Origin of the sequence: Lysinibacillus sp. FSL K6-0057 (genome assembly GCF_038630885.1) — a bacterium.
Taxonomy (GTDB): Bacteria; Bacillota; Bacilli; order Bacillales_A; family Planococcaceae; genus Lysinibacillus; species Lysinibacillus fusiformis_F.
The window spans coordinates 3,187,442-3,205,257 of the sequence record NZ_CP152047.1; the positions used below are offsets into that span (position 1 = coordinate 3,187,442).

General features: G+C 38.4%; 17 protein-coding genes. 3 read left to right on the top strand and 14 right to left on the bottom strand.

Annotation, left to right across the window (positions count from 1 at the left end; translation table 11 throughout):
- Nucleotides 1-40 precede the first annotated feature (40 nt).
- The 13 genes from MHB40_RS15900 to nusB all read right to left on the bottom strand — a co-directional run bounded on the left by MHB40_RS15900 (nucleotide 41) and on the right by nusB (nucleotide 12,860).
- Nucleotides 41-247 (bottom strand): hypothetical protein, encoded by a 207-nt coding sequence (locus tag MHB40_RS15900; protein ID WP_342532921.1) that lies wholly within the window; start codon nucleotides 245-247, stop codon nucleotides 41-43.
- 287 nt (nucleotides 248-534) lie between these two features.
- Nucleotides 535-1,326, bottom strand: coding sequence for a sporulation transcription factor Spo0A (gene spo0A / locus MHB40_RS15905; RefSeq protein WP_016993890.1), 792 nt, complete (start codon nucleotides 1,324-1,326; stop codon nucleotides 535-537).
- A gap of 385 nt (nucleotides 1,327-1,711) precedes the next feature.
- On the bottom strand, nucleotides 1,712-2,659 hold the full coding sequence (locus MHB40_RS15910; protein ID WP_205444245.1) for a SpoIVB peptidase S55 domain-containing protein: 948 nt from the start codon (nucleotides 2,657-2,659) through the stop codon (nucleotides 1,712-1,714).
- A 122-nt stretch (nucleotides 2,660-2,781) separates the two neighbouring features.
- Nucleotides 2,782-4,473 carry a DNA repair protein RecN gene (gene recN, locus MHB40_RS15915; protein ID WP_205444246.1) on the bottom strand — a complete coding sequence of 564 codons (1,692 nt, stop codon included), beginning with the start codon at nucleotides 4,471-4,473 and terminating at the stop codon, nucleotides 2,782-2,784.
- Nucleotides 4,474-4,506: 33 nt separating this feature from the next.
- Nucleotides 4,507-4,956 (bottom strand): transcriptional regulator ArgR, encoded by a 450-nt coding sequence (gene argR / locus MHB40_RS15920; RefSeq protein ID WP_004231170.1) that lies wholly within the window; start codon nucleotides 4,954-4,956, stop codon nucleotides 4,507-4,509.
- 100 nt (nucleotides 4,957-5,056) lie between these two features.
- Nucleotides 5,057-5,875: a TlyA family RNA methyltransferase gene (locus MHB40_RS15925; RefSeq protein WP_342440909.1), complete on the bottom strand. Its 819-nt coding sequence runs from the start codon at nucleotides 5,873-5,875 to the stop codon at nucleotides 5,057-5,059.
- A complete protein-coding gene (gene dxs / locus MHB40_RS15930) occupies nucleotides 5,875-7,776 on the bottom strand; it encodes a 1-deoxy-D-xylulose-5-phosphate synthase (protein WP_342440910.1) in 1,902 nt (633 codons plus the stop codon). Before dxs ends, MHB40_RS15925 begins: the two co-directional genes overlap by 1 nt.
- Nucleotides 7,777-7,939: 163 nt before the next feature.
- Complete coding sequence (locus MHB40_RS15935) at nucleotides 7,940-8,821, bottom strand: polyprenyl synthetase family protein (RefSeq protein WP_205444249.1); 882 nt, start codon at nucleotides 8,819-8,821, stop codon at nucleotides 7,940-7,942.
- Nucleotides 8,822-8,824: 3 nt separating this feature from the next.
- Nucleotides 8,825-9,058, bottom strand: coding sequence for an exodeoxyribonuclease VII small subunit (gene xseB / locus MHB40_RS15940; protein WP_008179899.1), 234 nt, complete (start codon nucleotides 9,056-9,058; stop codon nucleotides 8,825-8,827).
- A complete protein-coding gene (xseA, locus tag MHB40_RS15945) occupies nucleotides 9,055-10,413 on the bottom strand; it encodes an exodeoxyribonuclease VII large subunit (RefSeq protein ID WP_342440911.1) in 1,359 nt (452 codons plus the stop codon). Before xseA ends, xseB begins: the two co-directional genes overlap by 4 nt.
- A 230-nt stretch (nucleotides 10,414-10,643) precedes the next feature.
- Nucleotides 10,644-11,459: an undecaprenyl-diphosphate phosphatase gene (locus MHB40_RS15950; protein WP_342440912.1), complete on the bottom strand. Its 816-nt coding sequence runs from the start codon at nucleotides 11,457-11,459 to the stop codon at nucleotides 10,644-10,646.
- Between the two features lie 131 nt (nucleotides 11,460-11,590).
- Nucleotides 11,591-12,445, bottom strand: coding sequence for a bifunctional methylenetetrahydrofolate dehydrogenase/methenyltetrahydrofolate cyclohydrolase FolD (folD, locus tag MHB40_RS15955; protein ID WP_054549163.1), 855 nt, complete (start codon nucleotides 12,443-12,445; stop codon nucleotides 11,591-11,593).
- A gap of 31 nt (nucleotides 12,446-12,476) precedes the next feature.
- A complete protein-coding gene (gene nusB, locus MHB40_RS15960) occupies nucleotides 12,477-12,860 on the bottom strand; it encodes a transcription antitermination factor NusB (protein ID WP_004231146.1) in 384 nt (127 codons plus the stop codon).
- A gap of 394 nt (nucleotides 12,861-13,254) precedes the next feature.
- Between nusB and MHB40_RS15965 the strand changes: the two genes are divergently transcribed.
- Together MHB40_RS15965 and MHB40_RS15970 are read left to right on the top strand one after the other, a co-directional pair.
- Nucleotides 13,255-14,157 carry a MerR family transcriptional regulator gene (locus tag MHB40_RS15965; RefSeq protein ID WP_342440913.1) on the top strand — a complete coding sequence of 301 codons (903 nt, stop codon included), beginning with the start codon at nucleotides 13,255-13,257 and terminating at the stop codon, nucleotides 14,155-14,157.
- Nucleotides 14,158-14,281: 124 nt separating this feature from the next.
- The gene (locus tag MHB40_RS15970; RefSeq protein WP_342440914.1) at nucleotides 14,282-15,451 is read left to right on the top strand and encodes an MFS transporter; all 1,170 of its coding nucleotides are present in this window, start codon (nucleotides 14,282-14,284) and stop codon (nucleotides 15,449-15,451) included.
- A 94-nt stretch (nucleotides 15,452-15,545) separates the two neighbouring features.
- Here the strand turns inward: MHB40_RS15970 and MHB40_RS15975 are convergent, their stop codons facing one another.
- Nucleotides 15,546-15,956: an Asp23/Gls24 family envelope stress response protein gene (locus tag MHB40_RS15975; RefSeq protein WP_205444257.1), complete on the bottom strand. Its 411-nt coding sequence runs from the start codon at nucleotides 15,954-15,956 to the stop codon at nucleotides 15,546-15,548.
- 409 nt (nucleotides 15,957-16,365) lie between these two features.
- Between MHB40_RS15975 and MHB40_RS15980 the strand changes: the two genes are divergently transcribed.
- Nucleotides 16,366-17,703, top strand: a complete 1,338-nt coding sequence (locus tag MHB40_RS15980; protein WP_342532925.1) for an IS4 family transposase — start codon at nucleotides 16,366-16,368, stop codon at nucleotides 17,701-17,703.
- Nucleotides 17,704-17,816 lie beyond the last annotated feature (113 nt).

Sequence of the window (17,816 nt, forward strand, 5' to 3'; positions counted from 1 at the left end):
ACAGATATCTTGGTTGCTTCTCGCTAAACCATCATTTATATTAGTTCTTTTTAACTATGAATTCATTGATATTACTTTCAATTTGGAAAGTAGAACCTAGTTGTAGCAATTGCTGTCGACTCATATAATGCATACTTAATTTACCATCGAATGCTAAACGTACCTCAAATAGATCTTCCTCTATCTGTGTGATTTCGAGCGAATTCATTCGATCTAGTTGAAAATTTACACTTTTTATTTTAATCACCTACTATAAGTATAACGAAACGATGTGAGGTATCAAACGATTTATTACCCTTCTCACTATTCATCTTTAGGATATGACTTTAAATCCATTATTCATGCATATATCGTGCATTTTTATCTGATTTAGACTTTCTTTTAACGGTTTCAATATTAAAGGACAGCCACAGATATTTCCACAGCATTTGTTCAAGTAACAAAAAAAGCGCCCTTTTAAACAGTAAAATCTAAAAGGGCGCTATACTATGCGAAGTATAATTGCTGTATATGTTTATTATATATATGTCGGAACTAGCTAGCCATCATATCGATGCGGATTTTGTCTGCGATCATGGCAATGAATTCGCTATTTGTTGGCTTAGATTTTAAGTGATGGACTGTGTAGCCAAACATCGACGAAATGGATTCATAATTGCCTCGATTCCATGCAACCTCGATGGCATGGCGAATCGCACGTTCCACACGAGATGGTGTCGTATTAAACTTTTTGGCGATTTCTGGATATAAAATTTTTGTCACAGATCCTAATAATTCAATATCTTCAAAGACCATTTGAATGGCTTCACGCAAATAAGAATAGCCTTTAATATGGGCAGGTACACCGATTTCTTTAATGATGGCTGTAATCGTACTGTCCAATTGATGCTGATTTAATTTTTGAGGTACTGTCGGTTGTAACACGCTTGTCTTTTTCGGAAGTGTCGCCTTCTGTCCAGCACAATGCAAAATCTTTTGTACCAATTGATCGAATTCAAAGGGCTTTAGCATGAAGTAGGAAGCTCCTAAATCTACCGCCTGTTTCATGACATCTTCTTGGCCAAAAGCTGTTAGCATAATGACTTGAATTGATGACATTTTTTCATTTTGATACATGGATTCTAATACAGCTAAACCGTCAAGATGAGGCATTATTATATCTAGAAGTAAAATATCTGGTGTAAATTCCTCAAGCATTTGTAGACATACTTTTCCATTTGAAGCAGTTGCAATAATTTCTATTTCGGCATGTCCTTGAAAATACTGCTCCATTGTTTTTAATAACTCACGATTATCATCTGCAATCGCTACTTTTACCTTTGTCATTTCAATTCCTCCTTCTGGACTTGCTTTGAACACCTCAAAGCGATAACCTAAACCCCTAAATGCCGTTTTTGGCACACTGTGGAATTTTCGACATTTTTGTTTTAAAAACCTTTTCTATTTCCAAAAATGAGTATGTAGTCCGATACTTTCTTTTAATATCGACAAGTTACGCTAAATGGCTGCGACCTGTTGAATGCTCTTATCACTTATTTTAGATAAATTTAGTAGATAAAACTACAGTTTTTTTAAATATCATGACTCCTTCAGGAAATTATCAGAAATACATGTTGGATTCGATGAAATAAAGGTAAAAAATCCGTGTAGTTTCCTGCGGCATTTGTCCTGCCTGCGGAAAATTAAACGGATTTTTACCTTTCATCCCTTTTTATGAAGATCTTCTTAACATTTCCGCTACCGTTAGCGCTGCACCTTTTTTCGGCTCCTCCACAAACATATGTGTCACCGCACCGACAAAACGACCATCTTGAATAATAGGGCTGCCACTCATTCCCTGCAAAATACCACCTGTTTTTTCAATGAGCTTCTCGTCAGATACTATAAATTCAAGGCGTTCATTTTCCACTTTGGTAATTTCAATTGAAAAGGTTTCCACCTTACTGCCTTCAATGGCTGTATAGATTTCTGCTTTCCCCGTTTTTATATCTTTTTCATGCATAATTTCTATCGCTTTGGGTAATCTTTGTTGATAACCGTCTTCCCAACGGCCAAAAATACCATAAATAGTATTTTTATCTATACTGCCTAGCCGTTCTTGATGCTTTTCAATGGAGGAAATTTTATAGCCTGGTTGGCCCGGTGTGCTTTTTCGGATTTGCTGAATAGAAGCTAAAAAAATGGAGCCAGCTCTAAAAACAGGGGCTTCTTGTAGGGTTGAATCGACAATTTGATGACCTAGTGCACCGTAATTTTTTGTCTCTGGATCAATATAAGTCAGTGTTCCTACTCCATCTGTTTCATCTTTTAAAAAGGAAATGACATGCTCTGCTTCTTGGTTTTGTAATTCCAATGTAATTTGTTGGCCACCACTATTGATCGTCCATTTCTGTTGGCCATCCTTTGCCACAGCTTGCTTGGCATCAGCAAGTGATTTTACTGGTATATTATTTATTTTTTCAATAACAGCGCCTCCTTTCATCCACTGATTGGAAGCTAACAGTACATCGTGTGCTACAAATACATGTGATAATTGAAGTTGGATTCCAATTGCTTCGCCCATCGGTATAAGCTTTTTGGCGGCTAAAGCTTGTATAGGCATCACTAATAAAAAGATGAGCATAGGCAAAATGACTAATTGACGCCAATGACGATTCATACGACACCTCCTTTTCATTTTTGTCTTTTTACTATGTGTTGTTGTGACGTTCTTATAAGCGGTAAATATTTGCGCAAAATGAAAAAAGCCAGAAACAGCTGAAACTGTTTCTGGAATAAAGGTTAACGCATTTGTTTTTTTCTTTCATCTGCCATTTTTAAAAGCTCCGTTGCATGCTGTAATGTTAACGCTGTAATTTCGGTTCCAGACATCATACGGCTTACTTCCTCTATGCGAGCGTCTTGATCAATCTCTGATAATGAAGTAAATGTTCGATCGTGCTCCACTTCTTTTTTGATGAAGTAATGATGATCAGCCATCGCAGCAACTTGTGGTAAATGTGAAATACATAAAACTTGAGAATTTACAGAAATCGCGGCAATTTTTTCTGCAATCGCTTGCGCCACACGACCACTGACACCGGTATCAACCTCATCAAAAATAATGGAGGTAATTCCATTGGAAGAAGAGAAAATGGTTTTCAATGCCAGCATCATTCGTGATAATTCTCCGCCAGATGCAATTTTTGGTAAAGACTTTGGAGGCTCTCCAACGTTTGTGGAGATGTAGAAAATAATTTGATCTTTCCCATTAGCATCGAAATAGGATAATTCATCAAAATTGACAATAAATTTTGCCTTTTCCATATGTAATTCACGTAGTTCTGCCATAATCGCTTCACTTAATTGTTGGGCTGCAGCTTTACGTACTGTTGAAAGTTCACTAGCCAACTCATTGAGTACAGCTTCCATTTCTAACACGCGTCGTTCTTTCACCTGCAAAATTTCATCGCGATTCAACAGCTCATTTAACTCAGTTTTAATTTTTTCATAATAAGCCAAGATTTCTTCTACTGTTGTACCATACTTGCGTTTTAAATTTTGCAATAATGCTAAACGTTGCTCCACCTCGTTTAAACGAGCTGGATCAAATTCTAATTCATCTAACACATTTTTGACCTGATAGGCTGCATCCTGTAATGCATAAAACGCAGTTGTAACTGCCTCAGACGATTCTTTAAATTGCTCATCAACCGTTGCAGCGTCTTCTAAAGCACCCATTGCCGTACCGATCCAATCAAGCCCTTTTGTTTCGCCTTGAATGGCTTCATAGGCTGCACTAGAGCGTTCAAAAATTTTATTAAAATTCATCAGACGACGGCGTTCGTCTAGAAGCTCGTCTTCCTCACCTAATTTTAAATTTGCTTCGTCCAACTCTTTGATTTGAAATTGATACAAATCGATACGTTGTGCCATCAATTGCTCATCAATGGATATGGAAGCTAAGTCTTTTTTGAGTAAACGGTATTCATCGTACTGAGCACGATACGTTTTTTGAATGGGCAATAGCTCTTCTTCTGCAAACTGGTCGAGCAAATTGATGTGCTGCTTTTCATCCATTAGCTCTTGATTTTCATGTTGGCCATGAATATCAATAAGGCTAGCCCCAATGTCTCTTAGTACCGATAATGGCACAAGCTTTCCATTCACACGGCAAATACTTTTACCAGTATCATTTAAATCACGACGTAAAATAATCGTATCTTCTTCTATTTCAATGCCTGCTTCTTCTAACTTTTTCAGAACAGGATGAACTGAACTCGAAATTTGAAATAAGCCACCCAATTCTGCTTTTCTTGCGCCATGTCGAATAAATTCAGTGTTGCCTCGTCCACCAGCAAGTAAATGCACCGCATCAATGATAATGGATTTTCCGGCACCTGTTTCCCCTGTGAGAACTGTTAAGCCTTCTAAAAAGCTGACAGTCAAATCCTCAATGATGGCAAAGTTTCGAATACTAAGCTCTCTTAACACAAAATGTCACCTCTAAATCAATTTAACCATTTTTTAAAGCATGTCTAATAAGCGATTTTTTGTATTTTCACGCTCATTTTCATTTCGACAAATAATTAAAATGGTATCATCTCCAGAAATTGTACCTAAAATTTCTGGCCAATCTAAATGATCAAGTAAGGATGCAATGGCATTCGCATTCCCCGGAAGAGCTTTCATGACTAAAAAATGTGATGCCCCATCAATACTTACAAAAGCATCCGCTAATGCACGATGTAATTTTTGGACTGGGTTGAAACGTTGATCTGCGGGCAAGCTATATTTATAACGACCATCCTGCAGCGGTACTTTCACTAAATGAAGCTCTTTTATATCTCGTGATACCGTAGCTTGTGTGACATTATAGCCTGCTTCTTTTAAAAAATCGACTAAATCATCTTGCGTTTCAATCTCGTGATTGGCGATAATATCCCGAATCCGTATATGTCGTTGTCCTTTATTCAACGAAATCACCTCTTATAAATAATTGTTTATGTGTATAATCACACTACCATTTTCAACAAAAAAGCACAAGAAAAAACACGGCTCTATAAGCGAGCACGTGTTATTTTAAAGAATTATGCGCTTCTTCAACGAGTGCATTAAAAGCTGTATATGCAGGTAGAATTTCTTGTCCAATAGGATTCACTAAATGGAATAAAAATTCAATATTTCCTTCTCCACCTGTGATGGGCGAGAACGAAGCATCTTTCACTACAAAACCAATCTCTGTTGCCATTGCAGCCGTTTTTTCCAATACTTCTAGATGTACTTTTTTATCACGAACAATTCCCTTTTTGCCTACTTTATCTTTACCTGCTTCAAACTGAGGTTTCACCAATGCCATAACATCCCCACCTGGCATCAATAATGTTTTTAATACTGGTAAAATCAGTGATAACGAAATAAAGCTGACATCGATTGTTGCAAAATCAGGTAAACCTTCTGATAAATCGGTTGCCGTTGTATAGCGAAAATTCGTTTTCTCCATTACCGTGACACGTTCATCTGAGCGAATTTTCCAAGCTAATTGGTTAGAACCAACATCTAGTGCATAACAATGTCTTGCTCCATGCTGTAAAGCGCAATCTGTAAAGCCACCTGTAGAGGAGCCAATGTCAAGCATTAGCTTCCCTTCTACAGACATATCAAAAATTTGTAGCGCCTTTTCTAATTTAAGGCCACCACGACTCACATATTTTAAATCTGAGCCCTTTACTTGTAGCGGTGCATCGACGGCAATTTTCTCGCCTGCCTTATCAATACGTATTTCATTTGAAAAGACAATTCCCGCCATAATGGAACGTTTTGCTTTTTCTCTTGTTTCACATAGCCCACGCTCTACAAGTAAAATATCTACTCGTTCTTTTGGTTGTTTTGTCATTATTTATTCAAACCCACTTGCTGTTTTTGTTGAAGTAATACGTGCATACGTGCAACCGTATCCTCTGCTGTCATATGAATTTCTGCGAGTAGCTGATCTACGTTGCCATGCTCAATATATTGATCTGGGATGCCCATTCGATCAACAAGCGCATTTAAATAGCCGTGGTCATGAGCAAACTCTAATACACCACTACCAAAACCACCTTGTAAAACAGCTTCTTCAATTGTTAAAATTGGTTTTTGACTAGATAATATACGGTGTAGCATATCCTCATCCATCGGTTTGATAAAGCGAGCATTGACCACTTCGATATCGATACCTTGTTGCGCTAGCATTTCAGCAGCTGCCATTGCCATTGGAATCGTTGTACCAAATGTCAGAATCGATGCGTCTTTCCCCTCACGTAAAACTTCCCAGCTACCAATCGGTAAAGCGACAAGCTCATCATCTAATGGCACACCAATCCCATTACCTCGCGGATAACGAAGTGCAATTGGACCACCATCATAATCAATCGCTGTTTTTACCATATGTTGCCCTTCATTTTCATCCTTTGGCATCATGATGGCCATGTTTGGAATATGACGAAGGAAAGCAATATCAAATACACCTTGATGTGTTTCTCCATCTGCTCCCACTAAACCAGCACGATCAATACCGATAAAGACATTTAAATTTGGGCGAGCAATATCATGTAATACTTGGTCATATGCACGTTGCAGGAATGTAGAATAAATCGCTAAAAATGGTTTCATATTTTGCGTAGCTAATCCTGCAGCCATCGTTGCCGCATGTTGCTCAGCAATACCCACGTCGAAGAAACGATTTGGGAAGTCCTGTTGAATACCTTGTAGCTTTGAACCTACAGGCATGGCAGGCGTAATCGTTACCACTCGCTCATTTTCATGGGCAATTTTACGAACTGTCTCAGCAATTAAACTACTCCATGCTGGTCCAGTTGCCTCAGACTTTACAAAGGCACCATTTTCAATTTTATAAGGACCTGTTCCATGCCAATTCCCAATTGTATCATCCTCGGCTGGTTTATAGCCTTTTCCTTTTTTCGTAATGACATGAACAAGGACTGGCCCTTTCACTTTTTTCGCGTGTGATAAAGTCATTTCAAGCGCTTCAAAATCATGTCCATCAATCGGACCAAGATATTTAAAACCTAGCTCCTCAAAAAACACACCCGATACTACTAAATATTTCAAGCTGTCCTTCACGCGTTCTACAGTAGACGCAAGCTTTCCACCTAATACTGGAATCTTATTAATAAGTGACTCGAGCTCTTCCTTGGCTTTTGAGTACTCCTTCGCTGTACGTAGACGACCTAAAACATTGTGTAACGCGCCAACATTCGGTGCAATCGACATTTCATTATCATTTAATATAACAATCATATTCGTTTTCGCATGGCCAATATGATTTAATGCCTCAAGTGCCATACCACCTGTTAAAGCGCCATCTCCAATAATAGGGATAACAAAGTTGTTTTCTTTTTTTATATCACGTGCTGCTGCCATACCCATGGCTGCTGACAAGGAAGTCGAGCTATGACCTGTTTCCCACTCATCATGTTCACTCTCCACGCGCTTTGGAAACCCACAAAGCCCTTTGAACTGACGTAGTGTGTCAAATTGACTCGCACGACCTGTTAAAATTTTATGCACGTAAGCTTGGTGGCCAACATCCCACAAAAACTTATCTTTTGGACTGTCAAACATTTTATGCAGCATCATCGTTAACTCAACTACGCCTAAATTCGGCCCGATATGCCCACCTGTGACAGAACATTTTTCGATTAAGAAGGTACGAATTTCTTGGGCAAGCTGCTCAAGCTCCTTCTTATTTAAGTTTTTTAAAAAGGATGGACTAGTTATTTTATTTAAATCCACCTTTCTCACACACCTTTTCAATAAAATATTCACCGCAATTGTGTTTCCACCATTATAGCAGTGTTATCAATATGCTAAAAGTACGAGCACTTCATTGTTTGCATATTGCAAACGTTCCCACCTATTCTAGCATATTCTTTTCCTTCAACGCCTTGATTTTCTCTTAGTTTTTACGATGTACAATATAAGCCGCAAAGTCACGTAATAGGCTGACATCTATTGGTAATTGATCGAGTGCGTTAATGGCATGTTGATAATGCTCAGCAAGCTTTTCTTTTGCTCCCTCTAATGTTAACAGTGCTGGGTAGGTACTTTTATCACTAGCGACATCTTTCCCAGCTGTTTTTCCTAGTTCTTCTGTTGTTCCCTCAATATCTAAAATATCGTCTTGAATTTGGAAAGCTAAACCAATGTGATGCGCATACTCCTTCAATGTAGCACGGTCTTGTTCTGACACATCTGCAAGTACGGCTCCCGCTTCAATACTAAAGCGCAATAAAGCACCTGTTTTATTGACATGGACTTGTTCCAATTCAGCTAAATTAAGCTGACGTTGTTCCCCTTCCATATCTAGTACTTGACCACCAACCATGCCTTCTGCACCAGCTGCAACGCTTAGCAATTGGACAAGTTCAATACGCTTTTCAGCAGAGATTTCCATACGTGCTAAAATACCAAATGCCAGTGTGTTTAACGCATCACCAGCAAGCGTAGCCAGCGCTTCTCCATAAACTTTGTGATTTGTTGGCTTACCTCTTCTGAAATCATCATTATCCATGCTTGGTAGATCATCATGGATTAAAGAATACGTATGAATAATTTCAATCACTGAACCGACAATCAAACCGTCCTGTAGATTTTCACGGTAAAGCTCCAGTACTGCTAACACAAAAAGTGGACGAATTCGTTTACCGCCCGCCTTTAATGAATACAGCATGGATTCCTTTAAATCTGCTGGTGCATCAATTTGTTCAACAAGTGCAAACATGGTCTCTTCAATTTGTGGTGTATTGCTTTCGATAAAGTACTTTAATGGCTCATTCATTTCCTAATTCTCTCCCTTTAGTGGATCAAATGCTGTTGTTTCACCAGTCTCTTGGACAATTGATACAAGCTGCTCCTCAGCATGTTGCAGCTTACTATGGCAAAACTTTGATAGCTCCATTCCTTGCTTGTATAAATCAATCGCATTTTCCAATGGCACATCACCTTGTTCTAATTGGCGAACGATTTCTTCTAGTGCCGTCATGGCTTCTGCAAATGTTTGTTGTTTTTCTGTCACAACAATTCCCCCTCATTCTTTGGCAAGATATTCGTCACTTCAGCCACAACCTTTCCATCATGGAAGGTCAGTGTCAGTTGATCCTGCTTTTGTACCTCAGTGGATGATTTGATCATTTGCTGCTCTTTATATGCTACTGTAAAGCCTCTTGTTAGAATAGATAGTGGATTTAAAGCTTCTAATGTTCTAACGGTTGACTCAAATTTTTGTTGTTGCTTCGCCACATAATACGCTGTAGCACGTGATAATTGTTGGACACGCGCTTCAAGCTCTCTCTGATGAAAAGCAAGTGCCTTTTTGGGTGAATGTTGCTCCACCGTACTATGTAATTGTTGAAGTTGGGCGGCTTTTTTCATCAAGCTCACTTGCATCGCTGTCTGCAATCCAGACTCAAGCTGTGCCAATCTTTCCGTAAAAGGTCGATAAAGTCTTTCTGGCATTGATAACGGATAAGACTGCTGGAGCTTATTTAGACGTTGTCGCTCAGCCATAAGTTGCGACCTAACCATTTGATGAAGCTGTGATTTTTGCGTCAGAACACGTTGGTAGAGCTCCGCTTGATCTGGCACAGCCATCTCAGCAGCAGCTGTTGGAGTAGGTGCACGTAAATCTGCTACATAATCGGCAATCGTCGTGTCTGTTTCGTGACCAACCGCACTTATAATGGGGATTCGGCTTTCAAAAATAGCTCGTGCCACGATCTCTTCATTAAATGCCCATAAGTCCTCGATTGAGCCGCCCCCTCGCCCGACAATCAACACGTCACAGCTCGCCTCTTGATTAGCACGTTGAATATTTTGCACAATATTCGGTGCTGCCTGAGCCCCTTGCACAAGTGTTGGATAAATCAAAATTTCCGCAAGTGGGTAACGCCTCTTTAAGGTTGTACAAATATCCCGGATAGCTGCACCAGTAGTTGAAGTGAGCACACCAATTTTTTCAGGAAACTTTGGAATCGGCTGTTTCCACTCTGGTTTAAAAAGCCCTTCTTTTTGTAATTGCTCTTTTAATTGATTGAAGGCAACAAATAAGCTACCAATGCCATCTGGTTGCATTTCCTGTACATAGAGCTGATAAGTTCCATAGCCTTCGTAAACGTTTACATCACCACGGATAAATACTTGCATACCTTCCTTCGGCTCAAATGCTAATTTGGTAGCCGCTGTTTTAAACATCGTAGCAGCTATTCGGGCACCATCGTCTTTTAAGGTAAAGTAAATATGACCAGATTGATGAATTTTCACATTCGATAATTCACCTTTTACATAGACTTCACGCAAATGTGGATCTGCATCAAATTTTCGTTTAATATATTTTGTTAACGCTTTTACTGTTAAATAAGAAGCAGAGGACATGTTTTCGGCTCCTTTACTAAAATCAAGTTTTTCACAAAACTACACCTATCATAACATTTTTTACAGTCGTTGACGTGCCAAAATGCAGTTTCGCTAGAAAAAATGACTGTCTTTCTTCTATCGAAAAACAACTATAACACATTCCTACACGTTCTCACTATTAGAAACCGTCTATTATGACAAATAACAAACAAAGCCCCATAACTTCATACGTTATGAGACTTTATATTTTAATAGAATAGTAATAAAAGAGTTCCTACAATAAAACAATAATACGTAAAATAGCTAAGTTTGCCACTTTTCATAATGCCCATAAACCAACGCATCGCAAAATAAGTCATAATAAGTGTCGCCAAGAAAGTGGCGGCGTAGGGAAGTGCTAAGGCACCTTTATTCGGCTCGTCTAAAAAATCTGTAATACCGAGGACTACCCCACCCAAACTCACAGGAATATAAAGCATAAAGGAAAAACGTAAGGCTGTATCCTGCTTCATCCCTACTGCTATGGCTGAAATAATCGTAGCTCCTGAACGGCTAATGCCTGGCGTTAAAGCGACTGCTTGCCCTAATCCTACAATGATAGCATCTTTTGCACGTAAATCCGCATCTTTCTTCTTGCCACGCATATTACGTATTAGCCACAATGCGGTCCCTGTCACAAATAGCATAAGCGCAATCGTCGTCATACTTACATTATCCGCAATAACGTCACTTAATAACACCCCTAAAACGCCAGCAGGGATTGAACCAATTATAATATAGAGAGCAAAGCGAAAATCCGCATTATAACGCTTTTCTCCCGTTTTCAAGTAAAGAAAAAAATGGCTGATCAGACGAACAATATCCTCACGATAAATATACATAATAGCTAGTAACGAAGCTGTATTTGTTAAGATGGCAAAAGTAAAACCTTGTTCACCTAGTCCCAGTATTTCGCTGGCAATCATCACATGCCCACTCGACGATACAGGAATTGGCTCTGTAAAGCCTTGGACAAGTCCAATAATGATATGCTTAACAATTAACATAATAGCAATATTTTCCATAAAGACCTCCTTCTAAGTATGTATGTCCCAAACGTTACATTAGACGTCCAAATAGCAGAAAAGTTCTGATTTTACGCAACAAAAAAAGTCATCTCACAGCAATGTTGAGATGACTTTTTTTCAAAGGATTTTTATTTTGCAAGCGTATTTTCAGCTGCTTGCACTGTGTTGAATAGTAACATTGTGATGGTCATTGGACCTACGCCACCTGGTACAGGCGTAATATGAGACGCAATTCCATCCACTTCTGCAAAGTTTACGTCGCCGCATAATTTATTGTTGTCATCGCGATTAATCCCTACATCAATGACAACAGCCCCTTCTTTCACATGCTCTTTCGTAATAAAGTTTGCACGTCCAACAGCGGCAATTAAAATATCCGCTTGTTTTGTAAATGAAGGTAAATCTGGCGTTTTAGAGTGTGTATAGGTAACCGTTGCATCTTTTTGTAAAAGTAGTTGTCCCATTGGTTTACCAACGATATGACTACGACCTACAATCACAGCATGTTTTCCAGCGATTTCAATTCCTGAATACTCAAGAAGCTTCATCACGCCAAACGGTGTACAAGGTAAAAATGTTTCTTGGCCAAGCATCATTTTCCCAACACTTACAGGTGAGAATCCATCGACATCCTTCTCGACCGCAATCGTTGCAATGACTGTATCCTCATCAATATGTTTTGGGAGTGGTAATTGAACTAAAATACCATGAATATCCTCACGTTGATTTAAAAGCTCAATTTGTGCTAGTAATTCCTCTTGCGTTGTTTCTTCTGGTAATTTAATGAGTTCTGAAAACATACCAATTGCTTCACAAGATTTCTGTTTATTTCTCACATATGTAGCTGATGCTTGGTTGTCTCCAACTAACACAACCGCTAAACCAGGTGTTAACCCTCGCTCTTTTAAACGAATGACACGCTCTGCTACAGCATTACGAATTTCTTGACCAATCTCTTTACCATTAATAATTGCACTTGACATAAACCTTCGTTACTCCTTCCAATTCAACACATTATTCTTGTTCTGTAAATTTAGAAAGTACACCATTGACGAATTTAGATGAACTATCATCGCCAAATGTTTTACATAACTCGATTGCTTCGTTTAGTACTACTCTTTTTGGTGTTTCTGGCATGTATAACAATTCATATACAGCTAGGCGTAAAACCGTTCTTTCAATTTTGGGTAGACGGGCAAGTGACCACTTTTCAAGATGCTGTTCTAATGTAGCATCGATTTCCTCCAAATGTTCAGCTGTTCCATTCACGATCTTTTCATAGAAGGCATTGGTAGGTTGACCCTTAATATGACCCATTGCTTCTTCAACTGTTAGATCCGTATTGTCTAGCTGAAACAAAACTTGCAACGCTTTTTCGCGTGCTTCATGTCGTTTCATGTAAAGCTCTCCTTCTTAAGTGGCATTAAGGTTTATAATAGCATAAAATCACACGAGAAACACGATTTCAAGCAAGTTTTCAATAATCTGAAACCTTTTTCAAGAAACTTTTTGCTTAAGCTCACTTCTTATCGAATAGTGATATTCAAAAATGATTGTTTCCTGTTCATAATGGTATAATAAAGAAAATGAAAAGATCTTTAGAGGTGTTCACAATGCAATATGAAGCTACATGCCCTAGTAGTAAAAAACATTTAAATTGGTTGAAGGTGAAGAACAATATAAACAAATAAAGAAACATAAATCTCACCTATTTTACTGCGAGGCTTGCAAGCATAAAATTCGTTTTGATGCCATTCGAAACTTCTTTAGCTATTACTAGTGGAGGCCATTTATGAAAGAACATTATTATACGATAGGTGAGGTTGCCAAACTTTCAAACTTATCGGTTCAGACATTACGTTATTATGATCAAATTGATTTATTTAAGCCTGCTTATATCGATACCTACACCAATTATCGGTATTATAAAGGCAATCAGCTATTCTATTTAGATATTATAAAGTCTCTTAAATATATCGGCGTTTCACTGGATGATATAAAAAAAGCACTTAGACTAACCTCTGAAGAATTGCTTGATTTTTTAGCTCAGCAGGAACTACGCATCAATGAAAAAATTTTACGTTTAAACGAAGCAAAAAATACTTTACTGAAAACTAAAAAGCAATTACAAGAGCAAATTGATATTCCAGTCTTCGGTGAGGTCTATGTGCAGATAGAAGAAGCCATGCCCGTTCTTCAAGTAACCACTACTGAATTAACACCAACATCAAGCACCAGTACATACTATGCCACTTTAATTAAAATTATAGAAAAGGAAGGCAGTGTCTTAAACAGTCGTTATGGCTGTATTTATCCATTAGAGCCTTATAAAGATGTCAATGATATTATTTATGATGCTATTTTCACTCCCCTATTAACGGAGCGCACATTTTCGAAGCTCTCACCAAACATACAACAAACCATTATTCCTGGTGGTAAATATGTATGCATTGCCTTTATTTACGATCCTGATACTTATTTTTCATTCTATGAAAAATTGAGAAATCATGTATTGGCTCAGCAGGAACTATTTGAGTCGCAGGTGTATGAACTATACATGCCAGCAACGCTCACTATGGAGCAAGAAAAGAAATTTATAGTAGAATTAAAGATTAGGCAAAAACAAGAGACACAAAATTCCTCCGAAAAAGTAACTGTGCACTCGTATAACTCTCTACAAGAATTCCCAAACTAATAAAAACTTTAAAAAATAAAAACAAATCTTTTGACCCTATAGTTACTATAGGGTTTATCGTATTACATGGAAATATTCTAGTAGATTGAAAACATGTATCGCGAACAATTAGAAGGAGAAGTTTATGAGCAAGAAGCAAAATGTAACCTTAGCTATTTTATTATCTAATCTTTTCATTGCCTTTTTAGGGATTGGTTTAGTCATCCCTGTTTTACCAACCATCATGAATGAGCTACATATTTCTGGCTCTGTTGTTGGTTATATGGTGGCAGCCTTTGCCATTACACAACTAATCGCATCACCAATTGCAGGTAAGCTTGTTGATACTATTGGCCGCAAAGTTATGATTGTTGCAGGTCTTTTTATTTTTGGACTTTCTGAGTTTTTATTTGGATTCGGTCGTTCTGTTGAAATCCTCTTTGTCTCCCGTATGCTAGGTGGCGTAAGTGCAGCTTTCATTATGCCCGCAGTAACTGCTTATATAGCAGATATTACGACATTGGCACAGCGTCCTAAGGCACTTGGCTATATGAGTGCAGCCATTAGCACAGGTTTTATTATCGGTCCTGGGATCGGTGGATTTTTAGCTGAAATTGGTACACGTGTCCCATTTTATGCAGCGGGGGTACTTGGTCTGTTCGCAGCTATCCTGTCATTCATGTTTTTAAAAGAGCCGTCACGTGCTACAGACAATGAAGAAGCAGCACCATCCATGTTAGGTAGTGTCAAGCGAGTGTTTAGCCCGCTCTACTTCATTCCATTCATCCTTATTTTCGTGTTGTCATTTGGCCTCGCTGCATTTGAATCGTTGTTTAGCTTATTCGTTGATCACAAATTTGCGTTTACACCATCTGATATTGCTATTATTATTACAGGAAGTGGTATTGTCGGTGCCCTAGCTCAATTAATACTATTTGACTGGCTGACAAAGAAAATGGGCGAGATTAATGTTATTCGTTATTCGTTAATCCTTTCAGCAGTATTAACATTCGCCATGACGATCGTGAGTCATTATTTTGCCATTTTATTTGTTACATTCTTTATTTTCGTAGGTTTCGATTTAATTCGCCCTGCTGTTACTTCATATTTATCAAAAATCGCTGGAAATGAACAAGGATTTGTTGGTGGGATGAACTCTATGTTTACAAGTCTTGGTAATATTTTTGGTCCTATTCTAGGTGGTATATTGTTCGATATCAACCTGAACTATCCATACTACTTTGCCACAATCGTATTGGTGCTTGGCGTCATTCTTGCGTTATTCTGGAGAAAGCCAAAGCATATAGAATTATAAAAATAGCGATACACATTCACATGAACCCTAGAGAAATCCATATAAAAAGGACTGCCCTTGATGAACGAATCATCGTCGGGCAATCCTTTTCTTTTTATTCATGTACTACTGCTTCTTCTTTTTCAAAGTGAATACCTGTAATATGCACATTCACTTCTGCTGTTTCTAGTGCTGTCATATTAAAAATAGCCTGACGGATTTGCGTTTGAACTTCTTTTGCTACCTTAGGAATGGCATATCCATATTTAACAGAGCAAAATACATCAATGGCAATTTCACCAGTTTCCGTTACACCTGATTTAATGCCTTTATTGTGTACCTTTTTACCGAAACGTTCCACGACACCCGTCGCAATATTTCCACGAGTTGCAGCAATGCCTTCAACCTCATTTACAGCAATCCCAGCCACAACTTCGATCACCTCTGCCGCTACCTCAATTTTTCCAAGCTCTTCTTTCCCAGAAGGTGTTGGTTGTACGAAAGATTGTCCTACTTTCTCTGCCATACAAATATCATCCTTTCCCTTACACATCACAAACAAGTGCTGTACTTACATTTATTATACTATAAAAAGGAAGGTTTGGCTGTCGAAAGCCGTTTTAATTTAAAATGGACTCAGACTGTAGGGTACTATTTATCTTTAAATAGTACCCTCATAGTGTTGAAAAACAAAACCATCAATAGAATTTTTGTGAACAGTGAAAATGAATTTCCGTTGCAGGCTACTTGCTTTCCTGTGGGCGAGCGCCGAGCCGCTTCCTCTGCTACCGCTCCGTGCAGGGGCTCGCCTGTCTCGCTATCCCACGGGAGTCAAGTAGCCATAGCCGTGTCCTTAGTGATTTCCTTTATTCGTGGGTTCATATTTCTCTTATCAAGGTATAGATAAGTACACTTGATAAAGGAGGTCCAGCAAAATGAAACCAGAAAATATTCAATTACTTGCGCCACTTTTTCAGATACTTGGGAAAAATGAAGTAAAAGAGGTGGGTAGATTATCGGGTTTTATTCAACGCGAGCGTTCGTTTAGTGCGGCACAATTTTTACACTTTCTGTTTTTGAAAAAGAGTGAGATTATCAGTGATTCGCTTGAAACGCTTTGTACGGACTTGGCGGAGCAGGATATATTTATGACGAAATCGGCTCTTAATAAACGCTTTGATGAACGGGCTGTTACTTTTTTGGAAACCATTTTTGGACGATTATTCAAAACGCAGCTTCAACTCGCCTTCCCCAAGCTAACGGGATACACATTTACTCGAATACGTATTTTAGATAGCACAACGATCAAATTGCCAGATGCCTATCAGGGAAATTTTCAGGGTGTCCATTGTTCGTCTGTTAAAGTGCAAGTGGAGTTTGATTATTTAACCCAACAGCTACTTTATTTTGATTTAATGAACGGACGTGATGCCGATAATCCAGCAGGAATGACGCGATTACCTTTGATTCAGGAGAGAGAACTGGTTCTACAGGATTTAGGCTATTTTCAATTCGATTTTTTTAAAAAGGTGCACGCAAAAGGTGCTTTCTATATCACAAAAACGAAAAAAGATACGCAATTGTTTGTCGAAGTAAGTCATCCACCTCGTCATCCAAATGGGAAATTGATTGAAAGTCGCCGTTACAAACAAATTCATTTAGAAGAAATCGCATTAGATATGGTACGTGGCGAATACAAAGAGTGGTCCCAATTATTTGTAGGACGACACGAAAAAATGCCTGCACGTTGTATTCTCTATCGCCTCTCAGAGGAACAGGAAAAAGAGCTACACAAGCGGGAAAAAAGAAGACGTCAAAAGAAACAAGGGCAAGTCCATAAAAATGAAGTAGAACAAATACCTGGAGTGGTCATCTATTTAACAAATGTACCAGAGGATATGCCAGCAAGTGAAATTCATGAACTTTACCGATTACGCTGGCAAATCGAGCTCTTATTTAAAACATGGAAATCAGATTTAGAAGTCGATAAGGTGAAGAAGGTGAAGATTGAACGATGGTTATGTCATTTCTATCTTCAAAGTATTGTGCTTTTATTGACTGAAATGATCATGGGAATGATGAGAAATGATCTGTGGGTGACAAGAAAACGGAGGATTAGTGAAAGAAAGACGGTCCGGTTGATTGCGAAACAAATAAATCGACTTTTAAAAAGTATGTGGCATTCGAAAAAACAGCTATATGTCTATTTCGATACGCTCACCCGAAACGTTTCGTCATTTTGCCTAAAGTGTAAAAAACGCAAAACTTCTTAAAAGTCGATGTAAACCCAATATTTGGATGGATAATTTGTATAGTTTATTTAGTGAGGCCATTTTTCCCTCACTCCTTGTGTAATACCCATTTTAAACAGAAGATAAACACACGA